This is a genomic window from Falsihalocynthiibacter sp. SS001 (genome assembly GCF_042445055.1).
In the GTDB taxonomy this organism is placed as follows: Bacteria; Pseudomonadota; Alphaproteobacteria; order Rhodobacterales; family Rhodobacteraceae; genus Falsihalocynthiibacter.
The window spans coordinates 2,001,997-2,028,315 of the sequence record NZ_CP170339.1 but is presented as its reverse complement, the minus strand read 5'-3'; the positions used below and the strand labels follow the sequence as shown (position 1 = coordinate 2,028,315).

21 protein-coding genes are annotated in these 26,319 nt (G+C 55.2%); 12 read left to right on the top strand and 9 right to left on the bottom strand.

From position 1 onward, the window contains the following. Positions 1 to 84: 84 nt before the first annotated feature. The 3 genes from ACFE33_RS09750 to ACFE33_RS09740 form a co-directional block, all read right to left on the bottom strand. Positions 85 to 507, bottom strand: coding sequence for a Fur family transcriptional regulator (locus tag ACFE33_RS09750; protein WP_380052776.1), 423 nt, complete (start codon positions 505 to 507; stop codon positions 85 to 87). A gap of 65 nt (positions 508 to 572) precedes the next feature. Beyond that, positions 573 to 1,103 (bottom strand): DUF1697 domain-containing protein, encoded by a 531-nt coding sequence (locus tag ACFE33_RS09745; protein WP_380052775.1) that lies wholly within the window; start codon positions 1,101 to 1,103, stop codon positions 573 to 575. A 319-nt stretch (positions 1,104 to 1,422) separates the two neighbouring features. Next, a complete protein-coding gene (locus ACFE33_RS09740) occupies positions 1,423 to 2,802 on the bottom strand; it encodes a M20/M25/M40 family metallo-hydrolase (protein WP_380052774.1) in 1,380 nt (459 codons plus the stop codon). Between the two features lie 265 nt (positions 2,803 to 3,067). Between ACFE33_RS09740 and hemA the strand changes: the two genes are divergently transcribed. From hemA to ispG, 3 genes are all read left to right on the top strand, one after another. Beyond that, positions 3,068 to 4,291, top strand: a complete 1,224-nt coding sequence (gene hemA / locus ACFE33_RS09735) for a 5-aminolevulinate synthase (protein WP_380052773.1) — start codon at positions 3,068 to 3,070, stop codon at positions 4,289 to 4,291. A 135-nt stretch (positions 4,292 to 4,426) separates the two neighbouring features. Beyond that, positions 4,427 to 5,635: a helix-turn-helix domain-containing protein gene (locus ACFE33_RS09730; protein WP_380052771.1), complete on the top strand. Its 1,209-nt coding sequence runs from the start codon at positions 4,427 to 4,429 to the stop codon at positions 5,633 to 5,635. A gap of 105 nt (positions 5,636 to 5,740) precedes the next feature. After that, positions 5,741 to 6,871, top strand: coding sequence for a flavodoxin-dependent (E)-4-hydroxy-3-methylbut-2-enyl-diphosphate synthase (gene ispG / locus ACFE33_RS09725; RefSeq protein WP_380052769.1), 1,131 nt, complete (start codon positions 5,741 to 5,743; stop codon positions 6,869 to 6,871). Here ispG and ACFE33_RS09720 read toward each other — a convergent pair. Further along, positions 6,868 to 8,223 (bottom strand): M48 family metalloprotease, encoded by a 1,356-nt coding sequence (locus tag ACFE33_RS09720; RefSeq protein ID WP_380052767.1) that lies wholly within the window; start codon positions 8,221 to 8,223, stop codon positions 6,868 to 6,870. The genes ispG and ACFE33_RS09720 overlap by 4 nt on opposite strands. 55 nt (positions 8,224 to 8,278) lie before the next feature. Between ACFE33_RS09720 and ACFE33_RS09715 the strand changes: the two genes are divergently transcribed. Together ACFE33_RS09715 and ACFE33_RS09710 are read left to right on the top strand one after the other, a co-directional pair. Next, positions 8,279 to 9,430, top strand: a complete 1,152-nt coding sequence (locus tag ACFE33_RS09715) for a pyridoxal phosphate-dependent aminotransferase (protein WP_380052765.1) — start codon at positions 8,279 to 8,281, stop codon at positions 9,428 to 9,430. After that, positions 9,427 to 10,641: an N-acetylmuramoyl-L-alanine amidase gene (locus ACFE33_RS09710; RefSeq protein WP_380052763.1), complete on the top strand. Its 1,215-nt coding sequence runs from the start codon at positions 9,427 to 9,429 to the stop codon at positions 10,639 to 10,641. Before ACFE33_RS09715 ends, ACFE33_RS09710 begins: the two co-directional genes overlap by 4 nt. A gap of 2 nt (positions 10,642 to 10,643) precedes the next feature. Here ACFE33_RS09710 and ACFE33_RS09705 read toward each other — a convergent pair whose 3' ends face one another. Further along, a complete protein-coding gene (locus ACFE33_RS09705; RefSeq protein WP_380052761.1) occupies positions 10,644 to 11,306 on the bottom strand; it encodes a class I SAM-dependent methyltransferase in 663 nt (220 codons plus the stop codon). A gap of 78 nt (positions 11,307 to 11,384) precedes the next feature. On the opposite strand from ACFE33_RS09705, the gene ACFE33_RS09700 reads away from it, so the two are divergent. The 3 genes from ACFE33_RS09700 (at position 11,385) to ACFE33_RS09690 (ending at position 16,364) form a co-directional block, all read left to right on the top strand. After that, complete coding sequence (locus ACFE33_RS09700) at positions 11,385 to 13,928, top strand: penicillin-binding protein 1A (RefSeq protein WP_380052759.1); 2,544 nt, start codon at positions 11,385 to 11,387, stop codon at positions 13,926 to 13,928. Between the two features lie 78 nt (positions 13,929 to 14,006). Then, on the top strand, positions 14,007 to 15,134 hold the full coding sequence (gene prfB / locus ACFE33_RS09695; RefSeq protein WP_380052757.1) for a peptide chain release factor 2: 1,128 nt from the start codon (positions 14,007 to 14,009) through the stop codon (positions 15,132 to 15,134). 132 nt (positions 15,135 to 15,266) lie between these two features. Then, positions 15,267 to 16,364, top strand: coding sequence for a hypothetical protein (locus ACFE33_RS09690; protein ID WP_380052755.1), 1,098 nt, complete (start codon positions 15,267 to 15,269; stop codon positions 16,362 to 16,364). A gap of 58 nt (positions 16,365 to 16,422) precedes the next feature. On the opposite strand, the gene ACFE33_RS09685 is transcribed toward ACFE33_RS09690, so the two are convergent. The 4 genes from ACFE33_RS09685 to ACFE33_RS09670 all read right to left on the bottom strand — a co-directional run bounded on the left by ACFE33_RS09685 (position 16,423) and on the right by ACFE33_RS09670 (position 19,732). After that, positions 16,423 to 16,929 (bottom strand): polymer-forming cytoskeletal protein, encoded by a 507-nt coding sequence (locus ACFE33_RS09685; RefSeq protein WP_380052753.1) that lies wholly within the window; start codon positions 16,927 to 16,929, stop codon positions 16,423 to 16,425. Then, positions 16,919 to 18,241, bottom strand: coding sequence for a DUF5930 domain-containing protein (locus ACFE33_RS09680; RefSeq protein ID WP_380052751.1), 1,323 nt, complete (start codon positions 18,239 to 18,241; stop codon positions 16,919 to 16,921). The genes ACFE33_RS09685 and ACFE33_RS09680 overlap by 11 nt, the downstream gene beginning before the upstream one ends. A gap of 196 nt (positions 18,242 to 18,437) precedes the next feature. Beyond that, on the bottom strand, positions 18,438 to 19,247 hold the full coding sequence (locus ACFE33_RS09675; RefSeq protein WP_380052749.1) for a ferritin-like domain-containing protein: 810 nt from the start codon (positions 19,245 to 19,247) through the stop codon (positions 18,438 to 18,440). Continuing rightward, complete coding sequence (locus tag ACFE33_RS09670; protein WP_380052747.1) at positions 19,244 to 19,732, bottom strand: peroxiredoxin; 489 nt, start codon at positions 19,730 to 19,732, stop codon at positions 19,244 to 19,246. Before ACFE33_RS09670 ends, ACFE33_RS09675 begins: the two co-directional genes overlap by 4 nt. Before the next feature lie 87 nt (positions 19,733 to 19,819). Here ACFE33_RS09670 and ACFE33_RS09665 point away from each other — a divergent pair, with 87 nt between their 5' ends. The 4 genes from ACFE33_RS09665 (at position 19,820) to ACFE33_RS09650 (ending at position 26,270) form a co-directional block, all read left to right on the top strand. Further along, positions 19,820 to 23,116 carry an AsmA-like C-terminal region-containing protein gene (locus ACFE33_RS09665; protein ID WP_380052745.1) on the top strand — a complete coding sequence of 1,099 codons (3,297 nt, stop codon included), beginning with the start codon at positions 19,820 to 19,822 and terminating at the stop codon, positions 23,114 to 23,116. 74 nt (positions 23,117 to 23,190) lie between these two features. After that, positions 23,191 to 24,240 (top strand): tRNA preQ1(34) S-adenosylmethionine ribosyltransferase-isomerase QueA, encoded by a 1,050-nt coding sequence (gene queA, locus ACFE33_RS09660; protein WP_380052743.1) that lies wholly within the window; start codon positions 23,191 to 23,193, stop codon positions 24,238 to 24,240. Positions 24,241 to 24,350: 110 nt separating this feature from the next. Next, entirely contained in the window at positions 24,351 to 25,622 is a 1,272-nt protein-coding gene (locus ACFE33_RS09655) for an MFS transporter (RefSeq protein WP_380052741.1), read from the top strand. A 75-nt stretch (positions 25,623 to 25,697) separates the two neighbouring features. Then, positions 25,698 to 26,270 carry a DUF924 family protein gene (locus ACFE33_RS09650; RefSeq protein ID WP_380052739.1) on the top strand — a complete coding sequence of 191 codons (573 nt, stop codon included), beginning with the start codon at positions 25,698 to 25,700 and terminating at the stop codon, positions 26,268 to 26,270. Positions 26,271 to 26,319 lie beyond the last annotated feature (49 nt).

Here is a 26,319-nt window from a genome sequence, read left to right as displayed (position 1 = left end):
GCCAAGGGCCTTTTACGCAGGGGCAGCCCTCAGGTCAAACAGATGCTGAATATATCAACGGTGTGACACAGGCGTGACGCAGCACTATGCGCCATTTTTCTTCTTGAGTGGTACGCCATAAAGCTCAAGCCGATGGCCGCGTAACTCATATCCCAGCTTCTCGGCGATTTTCTCTTGTAGCGCTTCGATTTCATCATCGACGAATTCGATAACACGGCCCGAGTTCATATCAATGAGATGGTCGTGATGGTCACGGTCGGCGGTTTCATAGCGCGCGCGCCCGTCGCCGAATTCGTGCTTGGCGAGGATTCCGCTTTCTTCAAACAGTTTCACTGTCCGATAAACCGTCGCGATCGAGATTTTGGGATCCAGCTTGACGGCGCGTGCATAGAGTTCTTCGACATCAGGATGGTCGTGCGCTTCTTCGAGGACACCCGCAATCACGCGACGTTGTTCGGTGAGGCGCAGCCCTTGGGCTTCGCAGCGGGAAATGATTGTGTCGCTCATGTTCGTGCCGTCCTTGTATCGATCGTGCACGTTTCATAGAAGAGTCGTCGCGCGTTTTCCAGAACTTATCCCTGCGCGAGCTTGCGAACGGCTTCAAGTGTGCGTTTGTTACGCACCGTCGTTGGCACGCCAAGCAATCGCTCCTGAGAGGCGGCAAGTCGCGAACGTCCGATGCCCGAAGGCGCATAAAGGTAAGCCGCTCGCGATCCAATCTCGAAGGCTTCGTCTTCGGCGCGCAGGGCGTCGATTTGTTCGTGGTTCGCGTTGGCGGGGGGCTGTTTGAATAGGATATAGTGAAGCGATTTCGGATCGTCCGCTTCGAACGGGCATCGGGTTATGATTTTGTCGAGCGTATCGGGGCGGAGCGCCACGACTTCGGGCGACATATCCACATAGACCTCAAGCAGCGATCTTACCGCTCGGCTCACATCATTGGCGCTCGCGGCAGGGTGTGAGAATACAAGGTTGCCGCTCTGGATATAGCTCCGCGTTTCTTCAAACCCGTTGAGGTCCATCGTAGAGCAGAGGGGCTTCATTGGTAATTTGGCATGACCGCCCACATTCACACCACGCAAGAAGGCAATCCATGTGTTCATGGCATCCCCCACGCGTTCGGATGTGCGGCTATGCTGCATGGTGAATAAGTCGTGAAAACGGTCACGGATTGCTCCTGAGGATATTCAATTCGTCATAGGTGTATCATAACTGAGGTGTAGGAAAAAGAAGCGGTTTGAGTTGCGCGTTGAAAAATGAAGTGCGGCTCCCGCCCATGGCCGCTGCATCATAGATGCCACGCCAATGGTTGGGCGTGGCCTCGCTTCGCTCGGGATGCCTCCGCTTGCGGGCGCGCGGCCCAAAGGGGCGCAACTTGGTTTCGGAGTGGCCGCGTTTGGATGCGGCCACTCCGTTGGATATTTAGGCGCCGAGTTCGTTCAGGATGCGGGCCCAGCTACGGATACCTTTGTGGAAGCTCTCCATGTCGTATTTCTCGTTGGGAGAGTGGAGCTGGTCATCGTCCTTGCCGAATCCTGTCAGAAGCGCGTCTGTCCCGAGGTAGGTTTTGAAATGCGCCGCAATCGGGATCGAGCCACCACAGCCTGTGAACACCGCAGGTTGCGGCCATTCGTCGGTGAGGGCGCTTTTGGCGGCGTGAAATGCGGGATTGTCCGTGGACATTTCGCCCGCGGCTGAAGCGCCGTGATTCTTGAACTCGACACTGCAATCTGGCGGAAGCATGCTTTGAACATAGTTCTGGAAGCTTTCGCGAATTTTGATTGGGTCTTGCTTGCTCACCAGACGGAAGCTGATCTTGGCCGAGGCAACGGAGGGCAGAACGGTTTTGAAGCCATCCCCTGTATAGCCACTCTTCATACCATTCACTTCACATGTGGGACGCGACCAGATCATTTCGAGTGCCGAGCGGTCATTCTCTCCCGCAGGGTGTGAGAGACCGACTTCGCCAAGGAAATGTTTGGCGTCGAAGTTCAACCCCTTCCACTGTGCGGCGATATCTTCGGGGAGTTCTGCGACACCGTCATAGAAACCGGGAACCGTTACGCGACCATTATCGTCATGCAGACCTGCGATGATCTTGGCAAGGACGCGCGCGGGGTTCATGGAGATCCCGCCATACATGCCTGAGTGAAGGTCCTTGTTGGGCCCTGTGATCGTGATCTCTTGGCCCAACAATCCGCGCAGGCGGGTAACGATGGCGGGCGTTTCCTCGCCGTACATACCTGTGTCGCAAATCAGCGCCACGTCGCTTTGCAACTCTTCGCCGTTGTCCTTGAGGAACGGAATAAGCGACGGTGAGCCGCTTTCTTCTTCGCCTTCAAAGAAGAAGGTGATCTTAACAGGGAAACTGCCGTGGACGGCTTTCCAAGCGCGGCAAGCCTCTACGAAGGTCATCAACTGACCTTTGTCATCGGACGAGCCACGCCCGCGAATGACTTTACCCTTGGGGGTATCCTCAATTTGCGGCTCAAATGGCGGGTTGTCCCATAGTTCCAGCGGATCGACGGGCTGAACGTCATAGTGGCCATAGAAAAGGATATGCGGTGCGCCCTCGGGGCCGTCCACGTGGCCAACAACCATCGGGTGTCCGTTCGTCGGGCGTTTAGAGGCATCCACACCAATGGAAGCGAGGTCGGCAACGAGCCAATCGGCGGCCGCGTCGCAGTGCTCTTTGTAGGCAGGATCGGTTGAAATGGACGGAATTCGCAGCAAATCAAACAGGCGTTCGGTCGCTTGCGGGAGGTCGTCGTCAATGCGGGCGAGTACGGGATCAAGGGTCATGTCATATCCTCTCTGGTCAGACGTTTGAGGCGAACCTAACAGGCCCAAGCGCAGGGGCAAGCAGAAGCCTTAACCGTCCAAAGGGACGAACTGACGCATAGGTGACACAACGGAACCGCATAAATGAGCCGAAATAAATTGAAATTTTGACCTCCGACGATTGAAACGTGACGCGGCATTTTGTAACCTAGGCGGAGTGCGGCTCATGAATTATGGTCCGGCGAAACCGAAGAGCACCTGCTCAATAGGCATCTTGGAGAGCGCCTTGAACTATACTGATCATATCGAAGCCGCATTGGAACGTCTGCACGAAGAGGGGCGTTATCGCACCTTTATCGACATCGAACGCAAGAACGGATCCTTTCCTCACGCTGTATGGACGCGCCCCGACGGGGTTGAGCAGAACATTACCGTTTGGTGTGGCAACGACTATCTCGGTATGGGGCAACATCCTGTAGTGCTTGAAGCAATGCACGAGGCAATCGAAGCTACGGGCGCCGGTTCTGGCGGTACACGGAACATTTCCGGCACAACGGTTTACCACAAGCGCCTAGAAGCAGAACTCGCAGACCTGCATCACAAAGAAGCCGCGCTGCTGTTTACATCGGCCTATATCGCAAATGACGCGACGCTCTCGACGATGCCCAAAATCTTCCCTGGTTTGATCATCTATTCGGATGCTTTGAACCACGCGAGCATGATCGAAGGCGTGCGCCGGAACGGTGGCGCCAAGCGTATTTTCCGTCATAACGACGTTGCGCATCTTCGGGAGCTTCTCGAAGCAGATGACCCTGCTGCGCCTAAGCTGATTGCCTTTGAATCGATCTATTCGATGGACGGCGATTTCGGCCCAATCGAAGAGATTCTGGACCTTGCCGACGAGTTCAACGCGCTCACTTATATCGACGAAGTTCACGCCGTTGGAATGTATGGCCCGCGCGGCGCCGGCGTTGCGGAACGCGATGGTCTTATGGGGCGCATCGACGTGATCAACGGGACCCTCGCGAAGGCCTACGGCGTGATGGGAGGCTACATCGCAGCATCGGATAAAATGTGTGATGCGATAAGGTCTTATGCGCCGGGATTCATCTTTACAACGTCACTTGCACCAGCAGTTGCAGCGGGGGCGGCGGCCTCGGTTAAGCACCTGAAAACAGATCAGGCCCTGCGGGAGCGGCACCAAACACAAGCGTCTATTCTCAAGCTGCGCCTCAAGGGGCTCGGATTGCCAATTATCGACCACGGAAGCCACATCGTGCCCGTGCACGTCGGCAACCCTGTCATGTGCAAAATGATCTCGGATCGCTTGCTCGAAGATCATGGCATTTACGTTCAGCCAATCAACTTCCCGACGGTCCCTCGTGGCACCGAAAGGTTGCGGTTCACACCGTCCCCCGTACACGGTCCGCGTGAAATTGAAGCACTGGTTACGGGACTCGATGATTTATGGCGCCAATGTGCGCTAAATCGCGCCGATCTTACGGCCTAGATCACGGAAACGTGCAGAATCATAATTTCTGTGATATACTGAATCCTAAGATGTTGGCAGGGCACTGGTTTTCAGGCGAATCAGGAACATATCGAGACCAGCATAATTGGGGCATACTGAACGTTAGGCAGGGCTATGATTAGGCGAATTCGCACGCCAAAGTCCTCTGAAGAGGAAAAAATCGCGGGTTTTGACTCCTTTGAGTTGAAACTGGGCGATTTAATGCGCGGAGAACGTGCAACACTGGGCAAATCTTTGCTGGATGTTCAGCGCGAATTAAAGGTGAAAGCCACCTACATCGCGGCCATTGAAAACGCAGATCCCCTTGCATTTGACACTCCCGGATTTATCGCAGGATACGTGCGTTCCTATGCGCGCTATTTGGGCATGGATCCCGAGTGGGCCTATGCCACATTCTGTCGGGAATCGAACTTTGAAACCGCGCACGGCATGTCCGAGCAGGCTTCCTCTGCCTCGACCAAAGCCGAACGCAAAGCACGCAAATACGAGGGTATTGATCCCTTGGCCAATCCCAACGCCACATTCGTGCCGCGTGGAGAGGCGATGCTTGCCAATGTTGAACCAGGTGCCATTGGCTCTGTTGCGGTGCTGATCGCACTGATCGCGGGGCTGGGATATGGCGGCTATTCTGTTTTGCAGGAAATTCAGCGGGTCCAATTTGCCCCCGTGACCGAAGCATCGGGCGTTGGAACGGCGCTTGATCCATTGCGCAGCGGGCAAACCGACTTTTCGGAAGATGTGCTTCCTGTGGAGATGGCATCAATCGGTAGCGACGCGTCCTCCGACGCGCTGAACCGCTTGTATCGCCCGCCAGCACTTGAGCTACCCGTGCTTGTTGCGCGAGACGGACCTATCTCGACAATCAAGCCTGACATTAAGGGCGAAGATGCCTCTGTCCTTTTGGCAAGTGTCGAAGCCGCTCTGCTTGAGATCGAAGAAAATGAAATTCAGGTTGTCGAAGAAGCGGCGTCAGAGCTAAAGATCTTTGCTGTGCGTCCTGCTTGGGTGCGTGTCTCTGCGGCTGATGGTACTGTTTTGTTTGAGAAGATTCTGGATGCGGGTGAGGAATTCATTATTCCGCCCACTGAGGAGCCTCCGATGCTTAGGGCAGGGAACTCTGGCTCGGTTTACTTTGGCGTAAACGGAGAGACATTCGGTCCAGCCGGTAAGGCAGGGTCGGTCGTATCCAAGGTTGCTTTGGCTTCTGATTTGCTCAGCGAAACATATACGGTTGCTGATCTGACAGCGGATCAAGACTTGGCGCAGTATGTTGCGATGGCCGCTGCGGAACCCGAAGAAGAAGCAGTTCCCCCCACGGATTAACCCCACAAATTGCGTTAACGGCAATAACAGGCGCGCGGACAGTTGTCAGCAGCGCCCCAAAAGCATATCTATCGCCCAAGAGTTTGCCCCAACCGGAGAGACGAAATGTCGCTGAATACCGTTCGACCATGGCGTAATATTTACCGCCGGAAATCGCGTCAGATCATGGTGGGCAACGTTCCAGTCGGGGGCGATGCACCGATTTCGGTTCAAACAATGACCAACACGTTAACGCCCGACGTCAATGCAACGCTCGCCCAAATCCGTGCCGCGGCCGATGCGGGCGCAGATATTGTGCGCGTTTCCACGCCCGACCAAGAGAGCACCGCAGCACTCAGGGAAATCTGTGCGCAAAGTCCGGTACCGATCGTTGCGGATATCCACTTTCATTACAAACGTGCGATCGAAGCTGCCGAGGCGGGTGCAGCTTGCCTTCGGATCAACCCCGGTAATATCGGTTCTCAAGAGCGCGTGCGCGAAGTCATCAAGGCTGCGCGCGATCATGGCTGCTCTATTCGGATCGGTGTGAATGCAGGGAGCCTTGAGCGCCACCTTCTTGAGAAATACGCCGAACCTTGCCCCGAAGCGATGGTTGAGAGCGGCATGGACCACATCAAAATCCTTCAGGATAATGACTTTCACGAGTTCAAGATTTCGGTGAAAGCGAGTGACGTTTTCCTCGCTGCCGCCGCATATCAGGCCCTCGCCGAAGAAACCGACGCGCCTATCCACTTGGGGATTACCGAGGCAGGCGGGCTGATGTCCGGCACGATCAAGAGTGCGGTCGGCATGGGGAATCTGCTCTGGAACGGTATTGGCGACACGATCCGCGTCAGCCTCTCTGCCGATCCGGTAGAGGAGGTGAAAGTCGGTTACGAAATGCTTAAATCTCTGGGTCTACGGCATCGCGGCGTTACGATTATTTCATGCCCATCTTGTGCGCGTCAGGGTTTTGACGTCATCAAGACTGTTCAGACCCTCGAAGAGCGCCTTGCCCATATTTCCACAAGCTTGAGCCTTTCGATCATCGGGTGCGTTGTGAACGGACCGGGCGAAGCCTTGATGACTGATATTGGTTTTACTGGCGGCGGCGCGGGGAGCGGCATGGTCTATCTGGCTGGCAAGCAGAGCCACAAGATGAGCAACGCTGATATGATCAATGAAATCGTTGAGCAAGTAGAAGCCAAAGCCGCCGCAATCGAGGCCGAAAAGGCCAAAGAGACCGAGCAAGCTTAGTAGCGCTTTTTGTCCTTCAGCAGGCGTTCGGCGGTGTGCAGGATGTCTTGCGCCTTGCGCGTGCCCACGGCTCCGTGGGGGAGTTGGTCAATCGCGCGTTGAGCATGAATGGCCGCATCCTTGAATTTCCCGTTCAGCGCCGACCGCTCCGCCGTAACCAGCGAGGCCATACCGGGCTGTCCCGCTTTGGCATATGCAATCGCGAGGTCGCGCAGCATCCGCGGATCTTGCCCGTCGCGTGATCGCGCTTTGCTCAGGACTTCGAGCGCTTTGGCCTCATTGGTCGGACCTCCTGCGGCAAGCAATGCACGTCCATAGGCCGCCTGAATAAGCGCATTTTTCGGCGCACCTGCGAGGGCCTGTTCATAGGCTATAGATGCCTCGGAAAAGCGACGGGATTCAATGAGGATTTGCGCCTGTAGCTCACGATAATAAGGATCGTCCGGCTTGGCGGCCATTACCGAATTCATCGCGGCAATGGCTTTGGGTTCGTTGGCTTGGCGGTGATATGTGATAGCGCGGATCATTTGGGCGATTTCGCCCGTGTCAGCGGCTTTGAGCTTAGCGCGTTCGGAGGCGGGGTCGCGCATGAATGCCGCTAGCTTCCCTTTGGCGCGAGCGAACCAGTAATCCGCTTCTGTGCTGTCTTTGACGTTTGCTTGATATGCAGTCGCGAACCCTTGGGCGGCGCGGAGGCGTTCGCGGCTAAGGGGGTGGCTTCGCGCATAGGCATCGCGGCGGGAAGCGCCGAGGGTTTCTTGGTCTTTGAACATAGTCAAAACGCGGATCATAGCGGCGGCATCCACCCCAGCGCGCGCCATGTACCGAAAGCTCGCCTGATCTGCGCTGGCTTCTTCGGCGCGCGTGTGGGTAAGGAACGTGCGATGAGATGAGGAGGCAACACCCACCGCAACTGCCGCGCCCACATCCGGACGGCCCGAACTCGCGGCAATTGCGATACCAAGCAGCACGCCGATGTTCGCAAAGGATGAAAATCCCCCTGCGTTTGCAATACGTTGCGTCAGGTGGCCGTTGGCAATATGCGCGGCTTCGTGGGCGATGATGCCTTGGACCTCGGCGGCGGACTGTAGCCTGAGAAGAAGGCCCGTATGGATGAAAATATGGTTCGTATCCACCACAAAGGCGTTCATTGAACTGTCGTTAATCAACATGATGCGCACGCGAGCTGGGCTAAGGCCTGCCGCATTCAGAATGGGCGACGCAAGGCGGTGAAGCGCGTGTTCGATGTCAGGATCACGGATCAAAGATTGCGCACGCGCCGAGAGCGGCGCAATCGCTAACGCAAGGATCAATAACAGGCGAAAAATCGGGAATCTGAGAGCAGCTTGCATTGACCTTTTGAGCTTTCATTGTGACAAAGACCTAGGCGAGCATAAGGACAATTCGATGCAGGTTTCAAGGCGTTCACAGGTTGATCCCTTTATTGTTATGGATGTGATGGAAGCAGCGGCGCAGGCCGAGGCCGAGGGGCGTCATATTATACATATGGAGGTCGGCCAACCCGGAACGCCCGCACCCAAAGGCGCGCGTGCGGCGCTTGCTTCGGCGATGGAAGAGGGGGCGCTTGGATACACCACGGCGCGCGGGTTGCCAGAACTTCGGGCGGGAATCGCCGCGCTCTATGAAAAGTGGTACGGCGTCACGATTTCACCGGAACGCATTATCGTGACTTCTGGTTCGTCGGCGGGTTTTCTCTTGGCATTTACGGCGTTGTTTGATGCGGGGGATCGCGTGGGGCTTGGCCTGCCGGGGTATCCGTCATATCGCCAGATTTTGCGGGCCCTGAGCCTTCAGGACGTCGGCTTCGAGACCACAGCTGCAAACCGTTTTCAACCCGTACCAGAGGATATTGCCGATCTGGACCTAAAGGGATTGATCGTTGCAAGCCCCGCCAACCCGAGTGGCACGATCCTGTCGCGCGATGCACTGGAAAAGCTCATTGAAAGTTGTCGCGACAAAGATGTCGCGTTCATTTCGGACGAGATTTACCACGGCCTGCATTATGGCGAGCGCGCTGTATCGGCGCTTGAATTGAGCAATGATGTCTATGTCATCAACTCCTTCTCCAAGTATTTCTCGATGACGGGCTGGCGGATCGGCTGGATGGTTGTTCCCGAAGATCATGTCCGCACGGTAGAGCGTCTTGCGCAGAATATGTTCATCTGTGCACCGCACGCCGCGCAGGTTGCGGCGCTGGCGGCTTTGAATTGCGATGATGAGCTCTCTGGGAATATGGATGTATATGCCCAGAACCGCGCGTTGATGCTTGAGGAATTGCCCAAAGCCGGATTTACCCGATTTGCGCCTCCAGATGGAGCGTTTTACATCTATGCCGACGTGAGTGAATTTACCGACGATAGCTTGAGCTTCTCGCGGGAAATACTTGATAAGGCTGGAGTTTCTGTAACGCCGGGATTGGATTTTGATCCACATCGCGGGGCGCAATGGCTTCGGTTTTCATATGCGCGTTGCACCGAAGATATTCGCGAGGGCTTGGCTCGTTTACGCCGTTTTATGATGGAGCGAGGACACATATGATGCGTCTATTGGGGGCGATTTGTGTAGCGCTTTTGAGTAGCGCGGCTCTGGCACAGGATTTCAACGCCTTGGCGCGTGTTGATGCAGCAAGCTCACATATTCGCGATGCGGACGAGGGCCTAGAGGTCGTGCTGACGCTCAGTCAGGCCGTACCGTACCGTGTATTTACCTTGGCAGAGCCCGCGCGGCTTGTTGTGGACTTCAACGAGGTAGACTGGCGCGGGATTGCAGCGAATGAGCTGATTTCAGGCAGATATGCACAGGGCGTGCATGTGGGGCCGTTTGTTCCTGGATGGTCGCGGATGGTTGTTGACCTTGCCAGCCCTCAAATCGTTGATCTTGCAGGACTTAAAGTTGGATCCGAAAGTGAGGCGGTATTCACAGCGACGCTCAAGCAGACCGATCAGGAAACATTCGAGGCAGCATCCGGCGCGCCCGAAGGGGCTGCATTTGCTGGCCCTAAACCCGCTGAACTCGCAACTCCGATCAGACGCCAACAGGGCGACCGTGACCTTATCGTGATGCTTGATCCGGGGCATGGCGGGATCGATCCGGGGGCTGAGCGCGGAGACATTCGCGAGGCCGATATCATGTTAACCTTTGCGGTCGAACTCAAGGAAATGATGCTCCGCGAGGGGGGCTTTGATGTTCGTCTGACGCGCGAGGATGACAGTTTTGTTCCGCTCGAAACCCGCGTCACACTCGCGCGCGCTGCACGTGCCGATCTGTTCATTTCGCTTCACGCGGATGCGCTTTCATTGGGGAGTGCGACGGGATCGCGTGTCTATACCCTGAGCGAGAAAGCCAGTGATGTGGCTTCGCAGAAACTTGCAGAGCGCCACGACCGCGCCGATTTGCTCGCGGGGATTGACCTGTCGGAGCAGGATGACGAAATCGCCAATATTCTTATGGACTTAGCACGAACTGAAACCCAACCTCGTGCCGATAAATTCGCGGATACATTGGTAGCCTCCCTCCGTGAGGAGTTGGGAACGATGTACAAAAAACCGCGCGCGCGTGCTGGATTTTCAGTGCTGAAAGCGGCGGATATTCCGTCGGTTCTGTTGGAGCTTGGGTTCCTGTCGAACCCTGACGATCTTGAAAAGCTACAGAACCCCGTTTGGCGCAGACAGGCCCAGATCGGCATCCTTGCCGCACTCAAAGAATGGGCCGTGAAGGATGCCGCCGAGGCGCGGTTACTTCGCCAATAAGGTTAACTCTTGCGTTTGCGTGCCAGCCAAACCGAGTGCCCCGCGCAGTCGGGGTCTTCTGGAATAAAGTCGATCACGTCAAAGCCCGCCTCGTCAAAGAGCGCGGCATAGGCCTCTGGCGAGAGACTCGCGTGATAAACCGGTGCGCCATCAACTGAGCCGATGGCCTCTCCCTCGGACGGGCCTGTTGTTACTAATAGGGGCGCCTTTGGGTTGCTATGTGCCGCGAAAATCGGGAACATCGCGCGTTGATCGTCGGCACTCAAATGAAAGAAACTGTTCCAAGCAAGGATGCCGTCAAAGGTTCGATCAAGTTTCAACCCACGCATATCCGCATGGATAATTTCTTGATTGGGTAGGTTTTTTCTGAAAATTTCGACCATGCTCTTGGCGCCATCGACACCAGTGATATCGCGGTTGCGCTCGCCCAGATATCGCGCGATGGGGAGGCCAGAGCCACAACCAAGGTCCAGAATGTTTCGTCCGGGTGCAAATCCCAGAAACCGATCCAGCCAACGGCGCTCATATAGAGACCTGCTGCGGGTCGCTGCAAAATTGGCCCCATGGGCCTCGTAGGTCGGGAGGATATCTTCTGGCTTCATAACCATTAATTGAAGCGCTACGTCACAGATTGCAATCCGCGATTTTGTGATCAAATAAAACATGGCGACAACTTGCCGAAGTCTTTTGACCCCCTGTAGTGTGGCCTATATAGAGAGTGCTCAACAACAAGGTAGCGTAGAATGATCAGGGCAATATTTTCCCTATTTGGCGGGCTCTTTGCCTTTGGTGTGAACGCGCTCTTTATGGGTGCGGCTTTGATCGGCGGATTGTTTCTGCTGTTTTCACACGACTTGCCTAACCACGAGGCCCTGAGCGTCTATCGCCCGGCTACTATTAGTCGTGTTTACTCGGGCTCGGGCTACATCATGGATGAGTTCGCCAAAGAGCGCCGTATCTATGCACCGATTGAGGAAATTCCCGACGTTGTTAAGGAGGCCTTCGTCTCCGCAGAGGACAAGAATTTCTATACGCACCGTGGGTATGACATCCGCGGTATTGCGGCCGTTATTGTCGAGGCAATCGAATCCCGTGGCGCGAATATCCGTGGTGCTTCGACGATTCCACAGCAGGTGGCCAAGATCAGCTTCCTTGACGGCGGTCGTCGTGCCGAGCGTAAGATCAAAGAGATCATCCTTGCGAACCGCATGGTCGAAACGCTGGACCGTGACCACATTCTCGAGATCTACCTGAACGAGATTTTCCTCGGACAGAACAGCTATGGTGTGGCTGCGGCGGCGCAGACCTATTTCAACAAGAACCTTTCGGAACTGAAGCCCGAAGAGGCCGCATATCTGGCGGTTCTGCCAAAGGCCCCGTCTAATTATCACCCCGTTCGCGAGCTGGACCGCGCTATGGAGCGCCGTGATTATGTGCTGCGCGAGATGCATGAAAACGGTTATCTGGATGACGAAACCTATGAGATTTCGCGCGCCGAACCTTTGCGTACGGTCCAGAGCGGGGATTTCGACAGCTTCAAATCCACGCTTCCGCCACGCGATTATTTCTCGGACGAAATTCGCCGTCAGTTGAGCGTCGACTTTGGTGAGGACGAGTTCTTTGCTGGCGGTCTGACTGTTCGCGCAACCGTCGATGAGGAGCTTCAGATTGAGGCTGCTAAAGCCTTGCAAAAGGGTCTTGAGGATTTCGACCGTTCGCGCGGTGTTTGGCGCGGTACGGGGAAAACGCTCCCCGCAGAGGTGCTTGGCGATGAAGCTTCATGGCGGGCTGCTCTTGCGGATGTAAAGGTCGCTCGTGATGTAGAGGGATGGTATCCCGCAGTTGTTCTTGAGACAGGTAATTCCAGCGCACGGATCGGCATCGAAGGTGTCGAGAACGACAGCGACGGACATTGGATTCCTGCCGAGGATGTAACATGGGCGCGTCCGTTAAAAGAGGGCAAGCTTGGCCCCAAGGCGCGCGTTGCGCCTGATCTTGTGAGCGTCGGTGACGTTGTGCATGTGCGCGAAATGACCAATAACGACGGCAGTTTCCTGCGCTGGACGCTCCGTCAGGTTCCTGAGGTTCAGGGCGGCTTTATGGCGATGGACGTGAACACAGGCCGTGTGATCGCGATGCAGGGCGGGTTCTCGTATCAGTACTCCGTGTTCAACCGCGCAACGCAGGCCACACGTCAGCCGGGATCATCGTTCAAGCCATTCGTATACGCCGCAGCGCTGGATAGCGGCTATTCTCCCGCGACGATTGTGATCGATGCGCCAATTGAGGTTGATACGGGGGCAGGGGTCTGGCGGCCGAAAAACTCAAGCAACAAGTTCTATGGCCCGACACCGCTTCGGACGGGGATTGAACGCTCGCGGAACCTGATGACTGTGCGTCTTGCGCAAGAGATCGGGATGGAAACGGTTGCGGCCTATGCCGAGCGTTTCGGCGTCTATGATAACATGAATACTTTCCTCTCGAACTCTCTTGGGGCCGAGGAAACGACGCTGTTCAAAATGGTCGCGGCCTATGCGATGTTCGCCAATGGAGGTGAGCGCGTGGAGCCAACGCTGGTTGACCGTGTTCAGGACCGTTGGGGCAAGACAATCTATCGTCACGATCAGCGCGACTGTGAAGATTGTCAGGTTGCAAGCCTGGAACCTGGCGTTGCACCGCGCATTTTGTCGGGCCGCGAACGGGTGATGGACCCGATCACCGCGTATCAACTTACGTCGATGATGCAGGGCGTTGTGCAACGCGGTACTGCCGCGGGTCGTGTGACCTTGGACGTGCCGGTTGCGGGTAAGACAGGTACAACAAACGACTCTAAGGATGCGTGGTTCGTCGGCTTTACCAGCAATATCGTCGCAGGGTGTTACATCGGTTATGACCGTCCTCGCAGCCTAAGCCCGAATGGCTATGGCGGGACGCTCTGTGGGCCGGTGTTTAACCAGTTCATGCAGAAAGCCACGGAGAAGCTTGGTGGCGGTAAGTTCACAGTTCCCCCCGGCGGTCACTTTATCAAGATCGACCGTTTCTCGGGTGCGCGTTTGCCGAACGAAGCCTCTGGCGAAAACGTTGTGGCCGAGTATTTCCGCAATGGCGAAGAGCCGATGTTCGGCGTGGCCTTTGACGGTGGCTTTGCAATGGGGAGCGATCTTCCGCTCTTTGACGAGGCGCGCGGTGCTGAGCAAACGACCACCCAGCGCACATCAACAGGTGAGGTTGTGACCTTTGGCGAGAAGGCCACATTCGGCACCATTTCCAGCGGTGGTCAATATTAATCAGGCGCTCGGCGGCCCTTGTTTAGGGCCGCTGCGCTTGCTATCACCGCCTAAAATCTCTCATCCAAAGGATGCAACATGCGGGCCGAAGTGCAAAATTCTGTCACGGCGATTGAAAAGTCGCTCGAACTCCTGAAACAACGTTTGGGGTGGGAGACAGCATCGCATCGGCTTGAGGAATTCAACGCCCGCACAGAAGATCCCGATTTGTGGAACGATCCTGCTGCTGCGCAAAAGTTGATGCGCGAGCGCCAGTCCTTGATTGATGCGCTCGATACCTACAACGGCATCAAGCAGGAACTCTCGGACAGTCTTGAGCTTATCGAGATGGGCGAGATGGAAGATGATGCCGAGGTCGTCTCCGAGGCAGAAGCCGCAATTCTCGCGCTTGAGGATACAGCTGCCAAGAAGGAGCTTGAGGCGCTCTTGGATGGCGAGGCGGACGGAAACGATACGTTCCTTGAGATCAACTCTGGCGCAGGTGGCACGGAGAGTTGCGACTGGGCCAGTATGCTGGCGCGGATGTACGTCCGTTGGGCCGAGAAGAAAGGCTACAAGGTCGAGCTTCAGAGCGAAACAGCGGGCGACGAGGCGGGCATCAAATCTGCCGCCTATAAGATCAGTGGCCCGAATGCCTATGGCTGGCTCAAGTCCGAAAGCGGTGTGCATCGTTTGGTGCGTATTTCGCCGTTCGACAGTGCGGCCAAGCGGCATACTTCGTTCAGTTCGGTTTGGGTTTATCCCGTGGTCGACGACAACATCGAAATTGAAGTGAACCCAGCCGACATTCGTGTTGATACATACCGCAGTTCCGGCGCGGGTGGGCAGCACGTGAACACCACTGATTCCGCTGTTCGGATTACGCACGCCCCGACGGGCATTGTGGTGACAAGCTCTGAGAAATCACAGCACCAGAACCGCGATATCGCGATGAAGGCTCTGAAATCACGTCTCTATCAGCTTGAGTTGGATAAACGAAACGCTGCAATAAACGAAGCCCACGAAAATAAGGGCGATGCAGGGTGGGGCAACCAGATCCGCAGCTATGTACTGCAACCATATCAAATGGTTAAGGACCTTAGGACCAGCTATGAAACGAGCGACACCAAGGGTGTGCTTGACGGTGATTTGGACGGATTCATGGCGGCAACCCTTGCGATGGATGTCGCCGGTAAGTCTCGTTCCGAAGCAAATGCCGAGATTTAAAGTTTTCTGATCTTGTTGCTCATTCTGTGCTAACATTGTCGTTATATTTTATAACAACGTGTAGGTATTCAGATGTCTGCAACCTATTTTGGACCTAAATCCGGTTTTAAAATTACCTTCAAAGCGGCCATTTTGACCGCATGTTTAGCTACTTTTGGGGCAGCTCCTGCTTTGGCAGAAGGGTTTTGGGATAAGTTCATCGACCCCGATGACAATATGTTGGACCTGTCGCAGTTTCTTCAACGTGGGGGCTTTGTACCGCTTCCTGTTATTATCACCGAGCCAGCCGTTGAGAACGGATTGGGCGCGATTGGCCAGTTCGTAAATGGCGATCCACGAACTGACAATCTACGACGAACGATCATTGGCGGCGCGCTGACGGGGAACGGTTCGTATGGGCTCGGCGCGATGCAAGCAGGTGTGTTTAACGGTGGGCGTACCAAATATGCAATCGGGCTTGGCGGCGCAAACATGAACCTGCCGATTTACCCGTTCGGCAGTAGCCAATCGGTAGAGTATAACAATCAAAGCGGCGGAATCTTTGCGAATTTGCGCACTCAGATCGGTGACTCGCCGTGGTATTTCGGTCCGAATGCCCAGTATCGTTTTAGTAAGTTAAGTCTTAATGCTGATGGTAAGCTAGGCGAACTAACCAGTCGTTTCAGAACCGACAATCACTACGCGGCGCTGGGTGTCCATGCGGTGTATGACACCTTGGACAACTCCGTTTCGCCGCTCGAAGGCGCAAATGCGGTTATTCAGTATAATGTGTTTAGCGAAGCCATCGGGAGTGATAAAGATTTTGAAATCGGCAGCGTCGCTTTACATGCTTTCCACAAATTCTCCGACAACAGTTGGAGCTTGGGCGCTATGACACGCTATGATTGGAGTGGCGGAGACACCCCGTTCTTTATGGCGCCGCAAGTTAATTTGAGAGGCATCTCATATGGTCGATATTCGGGCGACCAAGCTTCCAGCACCGAAATCCAGTTGCGCAAACAGTTCAATGACCGCTGGGCCGGAGTTGCTTTTGCAGGATACGGCAAAAGTTTCGCAGGTAATTCGAAATTGTTCGAGGACTCAGGAGGCATTTCAACTTATGGCGTTGGATTTCGCTACAAGATCGCCAAGGCGCTGGGTATCGACATGGGCATAGACATTGCGCGCGGCCCAGACGAAACAATTTGGTCGATCCAGTTTGGTCACGCTTGGGGTCGAACCATGAAATAGATACCAACGCAAAAGGCCGCCCAGATCGAGCGGCCTTTTGTCGAAAAATCAGATATGCTTAGGCAGGTTTTACTGCTGCTGTAATCGGTGTAGGGGCCGAAGACGTTGTCGCAATACCTGTGGACAGTGGATCGTCCTGACGTTGAACAGAACCTTCAAAGTGGGCACCGCTCTCGATTGCGATTGTTTTGTGGATGATGTCACCCTCAACACGTGCAGTTGATGTCAGGCGGACCTTAAGGCCACGCACACGGCCAATGACACGGCCGTTTACAACAACATCATCAGCAACAACTTCGCCGCGGATTGTAGCGCCTTCGCCAACAGTCAGAAGATGCGCGCGAATATCGCCGTCGATCACGCCCTCAACCTGAATATCACCGGTTGTTTTGAGATTGCCAGTGATTGTCAGATCAGAAGACAGAACTGACGCAGGTGGTTTTGCCTTTGGGGGGGGCGGCTTGAATTCGCTCGTGGTCTTTTGCACTGCGGCCTCCGGTTTAGTTGTTTCAGGTTCTCCGACTTTCTTGGGGCCGGGTTCATTGATTTTACTCTTAGAAAACATCGCGTGCTGCCTTGATAAATTTCATCGGGTTAACGGGCTTGCCGCCAACGCGAATTTCGTAATGAAGGTGCGTACCAGTGGAACGCCCAGTGTTACCCATAGCACCAATGACGTCCCCGCGCGAGACCCTTTGGCCCTTGGAGACATTGATTTTGGACATATGGGCATAGTAAGTGACGATGCCGAACTCGTGCTGAACTTTGACCAGACGGCCATATCCTGAGTGCCATCCCGCGTCGATCACAACGCCATCACCCGTAGCGTGAATGGGCGTGCCATGTGCGCCTGCAAAGTCGGTACCGTTATGCATCCGGCCCCAGCGTGGGCCAAATCCAGAGGTGAACCGGAACGCGGATTTGATCGGAAGCGAGAAGGGGGCTTTGGTCGCCGCAATGCGATAGACGTTGATGTCATCCATCGAGCGCAAGATGGCGTTCGCGCGCAGGCTGTCTGCATCGGGGCGCTCACCCTTAGTTGATAGAGTAAGCGGCGTTAGCGGGCCGCCTTGTCCGTTATATCCAGAGCGAATCTGATTGATCATACGGTCCGGCGACAACCCTGCGTCGCGGAACATCTTATCCATCGGCGCGAGAGAAACCGACACAGCTTCTTCGAGTTGATTGAAGATACGGTCGTTGCGCTGGCGGGTAAGTTCGGCCTCAAACTCTAGATCGGCAATCGTATCATGCGCGGTCACGGCGGCTTTGCTAATCTGGTCACGTTCTTCGGCGGCACCGTTCAGAGCAGCGGTGAGGAAATCAACCGTTCCGATGATGTCATCGATATTGCCCTCTGCGGGGGCGTCTGCTGATTTTCCTTCGGCCATCTGGATCGAAAGGGCTTCTGCCTCGGCGCGGGCTTCGTCACGTTCCTTAATCGCTGTGCGAAGGGTGGCTTGAATAACCTCAACCCCCGTTTCCAGCTCAAGCCGGCGGTCCTCTGACTCAAGGAGTTCGGACTGCATGTTCGAGATTTGCTCAAGCGCGGCGGTGAAACGGTCTTGCGCCTTTAGAGCTTCTTGGGTGCGATAGTCGCGGTCTGCGGAAATCGAATTCAGGCGCGCTTCATAGAGGTACTGCTCTCGTTTTGCCTGATCTCGTACCGATCCGGATCCGATGCTGTCCATGAAGAGAATGGAGGAGGCTACAATGGTCCAAGCTATGACGCTGACTGAGCCAACAAGCGCGACCGCTTGTGTTGATGGTGAAAGCCGAACAAACCGTGTTTCGGTGTCGGATTTTAGAAATAGCCGACGTTCCGGCAATTTCTTTTCAAGCGCTGAATTGATTTTTGATGCTAGACGTGCCCGCAAAACGATACCCTGTTTCTGTCCCTCAATGTGCCACAGCCTTTCCCCGAGACTGTGTTACCCGAAGGGACTATCTGCACATTTAATTCGGATCAAGAATTTTTAGGTTAAGCGGACATAAATGCACCCAAAACGGCGAATTTTTGCCTATTCATTGGGCTAACTACAGGAAATTTGGGCAATTTTCTTGTTCGCGCCTTTAGATTTCCGTCAACGGCCAATAAAAATCGGGCGGGATGCCCGCTTCGGCGCGCTTTTCTTCGTTGAAGGGTGGGCGCAGCGTTGAGTGGAAATATTTGCGCACCAATTCGTGAAAAACGTCTTTGGGATCAAGGTCATGGCGACCACAAAGGAAATGGAACCATTTGCTGCCATAGGCAACGTGGCCGACTTCTTCGCTATAGATGACCTCAAGCGCTTCGATGGCTTGGGTGTCTTTGGCCTGTTTGAAAATCTTGATCATTCCGGGCGTTACATCAAGTCCGCGCGCCTCAAGAACCATGGGAACAACCGCGAGGCGACCTAACAAATCATATGCTGTATCCTCGGCTGCGCGCCACATGCCAGCGTGCGCAGGAAGGGCACCATAGTGGCTCCCTTGAGCTTCAAGACAGTCCGCCATCATATTGAAATGTTTGGATTCTTCGTCTGCGGCCTTTACCCAGTCATCATAGTAACCGATCGGCATTTTCACATCACCAAAGCGTGCCAGAATATCCCAATGAAGGTCCACCGCGTTCAGTTCGATATGCGCCACAGCGTGCAGAATAGCGATCCGGCCTTCTGGCGTACCCGGTTTGCGACGGGGGACGTCGCGCGGGTCCAGAAGGGCTGGATGCTCGGGGCGCGCGGGGTGCATCGGTGGGGTGGCCGTACCCGTATCGGGGGCATTGCCAGCCTTGCGTGCGGCGAACCAACTTGCCGCATGGCGGCGCGAAATGGCGGTCTTTTCCCTTGGATCGGCCGTGGTCAGGACGTCCATCGCCATGTCGGCAAGTGTTTGGCTCATGCGTTCAGTTCCTCGCGGAGTGTGTCGAGCACCTCCTGCGCGTGGTTTGGCACCTTAACCTTGCGCCATGCGTTAATGATTTTGCCCTCTGCGGAAATCAGGAAAGTGCTGCGCTCGATACCGGGGAACAACTTTCCGTACATCTTTTTCTCGCGCCAAACATCATAGGCGCGGCACATCTCGGCGTCCTCGTCACAGATCAGGGGCATACCCAGCGCGTGTTTGCCGATAAAGTTTTCGTGTTTTTTCAAGCTGTCCGTCGATACCCCGAAAACAGCCGCGCCAAGCGCCTCAAATTCGGGCAGAAGGGACGTGAAATCAATGGATTCGGTTGTGCAACCCGGTGTGTTGTCCCGCGGATAAAAGAACAATACAGCGGGTTTTCCGTTCAGGTCCGAAAGTGAAATCTCGCCCTTTTCGGTTGCAGAAACAAATGGTTGCTTGAAATCGGGGGCATTGTCGCCTTGGTTGATAGAATAAGTCATAATCATCTCGCGCTATGGAATCGTTTCTGTTGTAACCTGTTTTTGCGCAAGGTAAAATTCGCGTATTATTCGGGCTGCCAACATATCGTGGCCCAACAAGAGGGCAGCGCAATCACAGAACAACAGAAAAAACGCCCCCTTAAACGGCATCACAAAATCGGCTTGGCGACTGTTCTTATCGTTGTTGCAGCGATCGCTGCGGTTTTGGGTGCTGGTTTTGTGGCGCTCAAGCGGGGAGTAAATGCGCCTACGTGGATGATTGAACAGGTCGAGACCCGCCTGAACCAAAGTTTGGACTCTGGTGTTCTGGCTCTTGGCGGCTTGCGGGTTGAGTTGCTTGAAGGGTGGTCACCAGAGCTTGTTCTGACGGATGTTGTGTACCTTGGCGAAGACGGTCGCCCCCTTGCACAGGTGGATCGGGTGCATTCAGTTTTCGCCGCTATCCCGTTGTTTTCGCCAGAGGTTCTGCCCCGACGTGTTTCGCTTTCCGGTGCGGATATCAGCTTGCGGCGGGATCGGAGCGGGGCGTTTAACATCTCGCTGGGGGACGGAAATTACTTTGCTTCAATGACCAGTGTGAAGGAGGTGATCCTTGGAACTAAGGCGTTGTTCGAAGTGCCTTTCTTGGAGAAAGTTGAGGATATCTCACTCAACGCATTTGATTTCGAGCTCTATGACGAATTGAGCGATAAGATTTGGAAAGTTAATGATGCCGCTCTCGTAATGAACCTCGCGGGTGGTCAGATTGATATCATTTCAAGCTTTGCCCTGACGCGCGAACAGAGCGAACCCGCGCAAATTGCGATATCCCTTTCGGCTCCGAAAACGGGGCTTGCCGGTCAGGTGACGATGAATGTCGAGAACGTCAGCTCGCGCGATATTGCGGTGCAGTCAGCCGCGCTTTCATGGCTTGGCGTGCTAGAGGCCCCGATCTCGGGTGCGTTGCGCACCGAGTTGCTGGACGATGGGACGCTTGGCGATCTTAACGGAACGCTGGAAATAGGAGCGGGGGCGCTTCAACCTACGCCCGATGCACGGCCCGTTCCCTTTAGCGAAGCGCGCACGTATTTTTCATATGACGCGGCGCGAGCAAAGATTAACTTTGATCTCATCGAGGCCAAATCCGAGGCGGGCGAAGTCAAGGCAGAGGGCTTTGCGTATCTTCAGGATTGGGATGGCGCGCGCCCAAGTACCATGATCACGCAGCTTCAATTCCAGAAGGTGATTGCCAACCCCGGTAATCTACTACTTGAACCTGCGGTTTTTGACGGAGGAGCGCTGGATTTTCGGCTTAGGCTGGATCCGTTCACCGCCACAATCGGGCAGCTCTCGCTCACGACCGAAGCACGGAAGTTCTATTTTGACGGTGAGGCTTCGGTGGACCCGAAGGGGTGGGATTTGGCGGTAAACGCGCGTTTGAACACGATTGATCACGACAGTTTGCTTGCTCTATGGCCGGTTCAGGTCGCGCCGCGCACACGAAAATGGCTGAACGAGAATGTTTCTGGTGGAGCGATTTCGAATGTCGTCGCAGCGATCCGCAAACCACCAGAAGAACCACCGCGCGCGTCCCTTGGTTATGATTTCACCGATGCCCAAGTGCGCTATCTCAAGACGTTGCCGCCCGTGAGCCAAGGGCAGGGATATGTCTCGCTGAATGGGACAACCATGACGATCTCGGTCGCCAACGGCCACGTAAATGTCCCCAACGGAAAGGTTCTTGACGTAGCGGGCACGGTTATCACAATGCCTGATGTTACGCTGCGGCCAAGTCCGATGGATGTCACGATGAAGGTGCGCGGAACGATCCCGACGGCGCTCTCGCTCTTGGATATGGAACCGTTTGAATTTGTGAGCAAAGCGGGGCAAACCGTTGAAATTGCACAGGGAACAGCCGACCTGACTGCGCGCTTTCAATTTGATATCGTCAAGAAAGTCGACCCCAAGGATGTAACGTTTGACGTGCAGGGGCGCTTGCTTGATGTGACGTCGGATTTGATCGTGCCGTCAAAACAGCTTTCGTCGGAACAGCTTGATCTCACAGTTACGCGCGCCGGTTTGCGAATTGCGGGGGCTGGCCGAGTCGGTAGCGAAGAGGCACAGGTGCCGTTCAACGTCGTGTGGGAACAGCCCTTTGGCATTGAAAACAAGGGCAAATCCCGCGTGACTGGCGATATCGAACTCTCGCAGGAATTTGCCGACGCGTTCGGCATTGGTTTGCCTAACAATATGCTGAGCGGGGCGGGAACGGCGCAGATTGAGATCAACATGGAGCGGGATCAGCCGCCCGCGTTCTCTTTGACGTCCGACCTGAATAATTTGGGGCTTCGGCTGGGGGAAATTGGCTGGAGTAGCCCGCGCAACGCGACAGGAGTGCTCAAGATCGCGGGCACGCTGGGGCGCCCTGTTCGCATAGACGAGATTGCGCTCTCGGCCAGTGGATTGAACGCAAACGGCAGCATCGAAATGCGCGAGACTGGCGGCCTCAAGGTGGCGCAATTTGATCGTGTGACGGTTGGGCGTGGAATAAACATTGGCTTGCAAGTTGTTGGAAACGGACGAAATACCGCACCCACAATCACGGTTCAAAGGGGTGAGTTGGATTTGCGTAGTATTGATTTACCCACCGGCTCTGGGGGCGGATCGGGTGGCGGATTCGGGCTGAATCTTGATCGTCTTGTGCTGTCGGATGGCATGGCGCTGCATGGGTTCACGGGCAAATTTTCGCGCAACTCGGGTTTGAACGGCACCTTTAGTGGGCGCGTGAACGGAGCAGCAGACGTGACCGGAACGGTTGCCCCCTCTGAGAACGGAACGGCCATTCGGATGCGCTCGAAAGATGCGGGTGCGGTTTTGCGCGCGGCGGGGCTCTATGCGAATGCGCATGGTGGCGAGATGGACCTTGTTCTTGCGCCACGTGGGCCGTCCGGCGAATATGACGGACGCTTTGTGGCCAATACCGTACGCATCAAGAATGCGCCGGGTATGGCGGCGCTCTTGGGGGCGATTAGCGTGGTTGGCCTGTTAGAGCAGCTTCAAGAATCCGGTATTCTTTTCAATGAATTGCAAGCAGATTTTCATATGACACCTCAACGACTGACCCTTAAGAAAAGCAGTGCGGTTGGTGCATCGGTTGGGCTATCTCTGGATGGTTTGTATGATTTCGCTTCGGGACGTGTGGCGATGAACGGGGTGATTAGCCCGATCTATCTGCTGAATGGAATTGGATCAGTTTTCACCCGCAAGGGCGAAGGTCTGTTCGGGTTTAGCTTTGCAATGACGGGAACAGCGAAATCGCCTAAAATTAGCGTGAACCCTTTCTCGATTTTAACGCCAGGAATGTTTCGCGAGATTTTCCGCGCGCCTCCGCCCAAGACCCAATAGCGTAAGGGCTAGTTTCGCTTTGCATTGCTGCGCGTTGGACGATAAACCGCGCCAATCCAAGTGGTGAGAGACCTATGAAACTGTCCGATTTTGATTTTGAGTTGCCCGAAGACCTGATTGCTGTGCGCCCCGTTTTGCCGCGTGAGGCCGCGCGGATGCTGATGGCACGCGGGGATACGATTAAAGATCTGCATGTGGCGGATTTGATTGATCAATTTCAGGCGGGCGATCGGTTGGTGTTGAATGACACCAAGGTTATTCCAGCGCGCTTGTTCGGCACGCGGTCGCGTGACGGTGCGCAGGGGCTGACCCAAGCCAAAATGGATGTGACACTTCTTGAGCCACGGGGCGATGGAACGTGGATGGGGCTGGTTAAGCCATTAAAGAAAGTGAAAGAGGGCGAGCGGATTGATTTCGCCGAGGGGCTCGCGGCGGAGGTCCTTGGGAAAGAGGACGGCGCGGCAATCCTTGGGTTCAACCTTGAGGGGGATGCTTTTGACAAGGCGCTTGAGGCCGCTGGCGCGATGCCATTGCCGCCCTATATCGCGGCCAAGCGTCCTGCGGATGCTCAGGATCGGACGGATTATCAAACGGTCTTTGCGCGCCATAAGGGGGCTGTTGCAGCGCCGACCGCTTCGCTTCACTTAACCGAAGAGATGCTCGCTGCTTTGGAAGCTAAAGGCGTGGAAATTACATATGTAACCCTGCACGTCGGTGCGGGTACGTTCCTGCCTGTAAAGGTAGACGACATTGCCGACCACAAAATGCACGCGGAATGGGGCGAAGTGACCGAGCAGGCCGCGCAGGAAATCGCCGCGACCCAAAAGGCAGGCGGGCGCGTTATTCCCGTTGGAACCACCGCGCTCAGGCTGGTTGAGACGGCCGCGCGGGGCGGAACGATCCAGCCATGGGTGGGGCCAACTGATATTTTCATTACACCCGGATTCGAATTTCAGGTGGCCGATGGGCTTATGACGAATTTTCACCTGCCAAAATCAACTTTGATGATGCTAGTTTCGGCCTTCCTTAGCCCAGCAGCCATCAGGGCAATTTATGCCCATGCAATTGCTGAGAAATATCGGTTCTTTTCCTATGGCGATGCTTCGCTGCTTTGGCGGAAATAGGCCTACTTTATAAAGCGTCGCTGACGAGGTTCAGAATGTCGCCTAAGGATCGTGTTGCATTTTCGATCTGCGCAGAATAGCCGTCGATTCAGACATGATAGGAGTCGTTTGTGTTTCAGGTATTGGGTAGCAGCTGGGCGCTATTGTTAGGGATGTTGCTCTTGATGGTCGGGAACGGTCTTCAGGGGACGCTTCTTGGTGTGCGCGGCAGCCTCGAAGATTTCTCAACCCTTTCGATGTCCATCATCATGTCGGCATATTTTGTTGGCTTCCTTGGCGGTTCGCGGCTTGCGCCGGCGATGATCCGTCGGGTCGGGCACGTGCGTGTGTTTGCGGCGCTGGCATCGTTTATTTCGGCCGTAATTATTCTTTATCCGACGCTGGTGAATCCGGTGGCTTGGGCTTTGGGGCGTGTCGTGATCGGCTTTTGCTTCTCGGGCGTATATGTGACCGCCGAGAGTTGGCTGAACCACTCTGCCAACAACGAGAACCGTGGCAAGGCGCTCAGTCTTTATATGATTGTCCAGATGTCGGGCATCGTTGCGGCGCAAGGGTTGCTTGCTTGGGGGGATCCGTCGGGGTTCATTCTGTTTATTATTCCATCTGTGCTGGTTTCGATTTCGTTCGCGCCGATTTTGCTCTCGGTCAGCCCGACACCCGCGTTTGACCGCACCAAGCCGATGTCGCTGCTTGAGTTGTGGCGGATCTCGCCGTTGGGGTGTGTCGGGATGTTTATGCTTGGCGGTGTGTTTGCCGCCCAGTTCGGCATGTCCGCCGTTTGGGGGACACAGGCGGGGCTTTCGGTTAAGGAAATCTCGGTTTTTGTTGCCGCGGTATATGTGGGCGCGCTGGTGCTGCAATATCCAATTGGTTGGATTTCGGACATGATGGACCGTCGCCAGCTTATCATGATCGTGGCCGCCTTTGGCGGGACGGCTGCACTTTGTGGCTATTTCGCCGAAGGGGATTTCCTGCTTCTGACGATTTCGGGTGCGCTTATCGGCGGAACGTCGAACCCGCTCTATGCGCTGCTCATTGCTTATACTAACGATTTCCTTGAGCACGATGACATGGCTGCCGCCTCAGGTGGGTTGATCTTTATTAACGGAGTGGGGGCTGTTTCGGGGCCGCTACTTGTTGGTTGGCTCATGAGTGTGATCGGTCCGTCGGGGTATTTTGCCTATTCTGCGGTTCTTATGCTGGGGCTTGCGGCTTATGCGCTCTGGCGGATGTCGCGTCGTCCTGCGCCGATTGTCGAGGGAACTGGGGCCTATGCGCCGGTCTTCCCGTCGGCAAGTCCGGTTGCGGTCGAATTGGCCCAAGAAGTGTTCATTGAGACAGCATTGCGCGAAGAAGAAGAGGCTGCACGCCAAGATAGCTAGTTTTTCCTTGCGTTATCAGAAACGTTTTGCGACGATTCGAGCTAGGGGGACCGTTCAAGGCAATGGAGGATAACCATGCTGAACCCTAATGAAGTGCTGGCCTTTTGGCTGGACGAAGTTGGCCCTAAGGGGTGGTACGTGGCCGATGAGGCCCTCGATGATCGCATTCGCGATATGGCCGAGAAAACGTGGGAGGCCGCGATGGATGGCGGTCTTGGGCTCTGGCTTACCTACCCAAGTGGAGCGCTGGCATATCTCATCGTAACCGATCAGTTCTCGCGGAATATGTTCCGTGGTACGGGCAAGGCCTTTGACTCCGATAGTCGGGCGCTGGCAGTGGCCAAACGTGCGATTGATCGCAAATGGGACCTCAAGATTGACGAGCCCGCGCGACAGTTCTTTTATCTACCGCTCATGCATTCTGAATGCCTTGCGGATCAGGATCGCTGTGTGCGCCTGATGAAAGACCGGATGCCAGAAGCGGGCGAGACCCAGCTTCTTCACGCCAAGGCCCACCGCGAAGTTATTCGCCGCTTTGGCCGATTCCCTTATCGCAATGATGCATTGCATCGCGAAGAAATCGCCCAAGAGGCGCAATTCCTCGCTCAGGGTGGCTATAAGGTCGCCGTTGAGGCCGTAAGCGCCTGATCTAGGGACGGAAATCAAACGGTGCCTTCCTGCGCTTATGCGGTGCGGG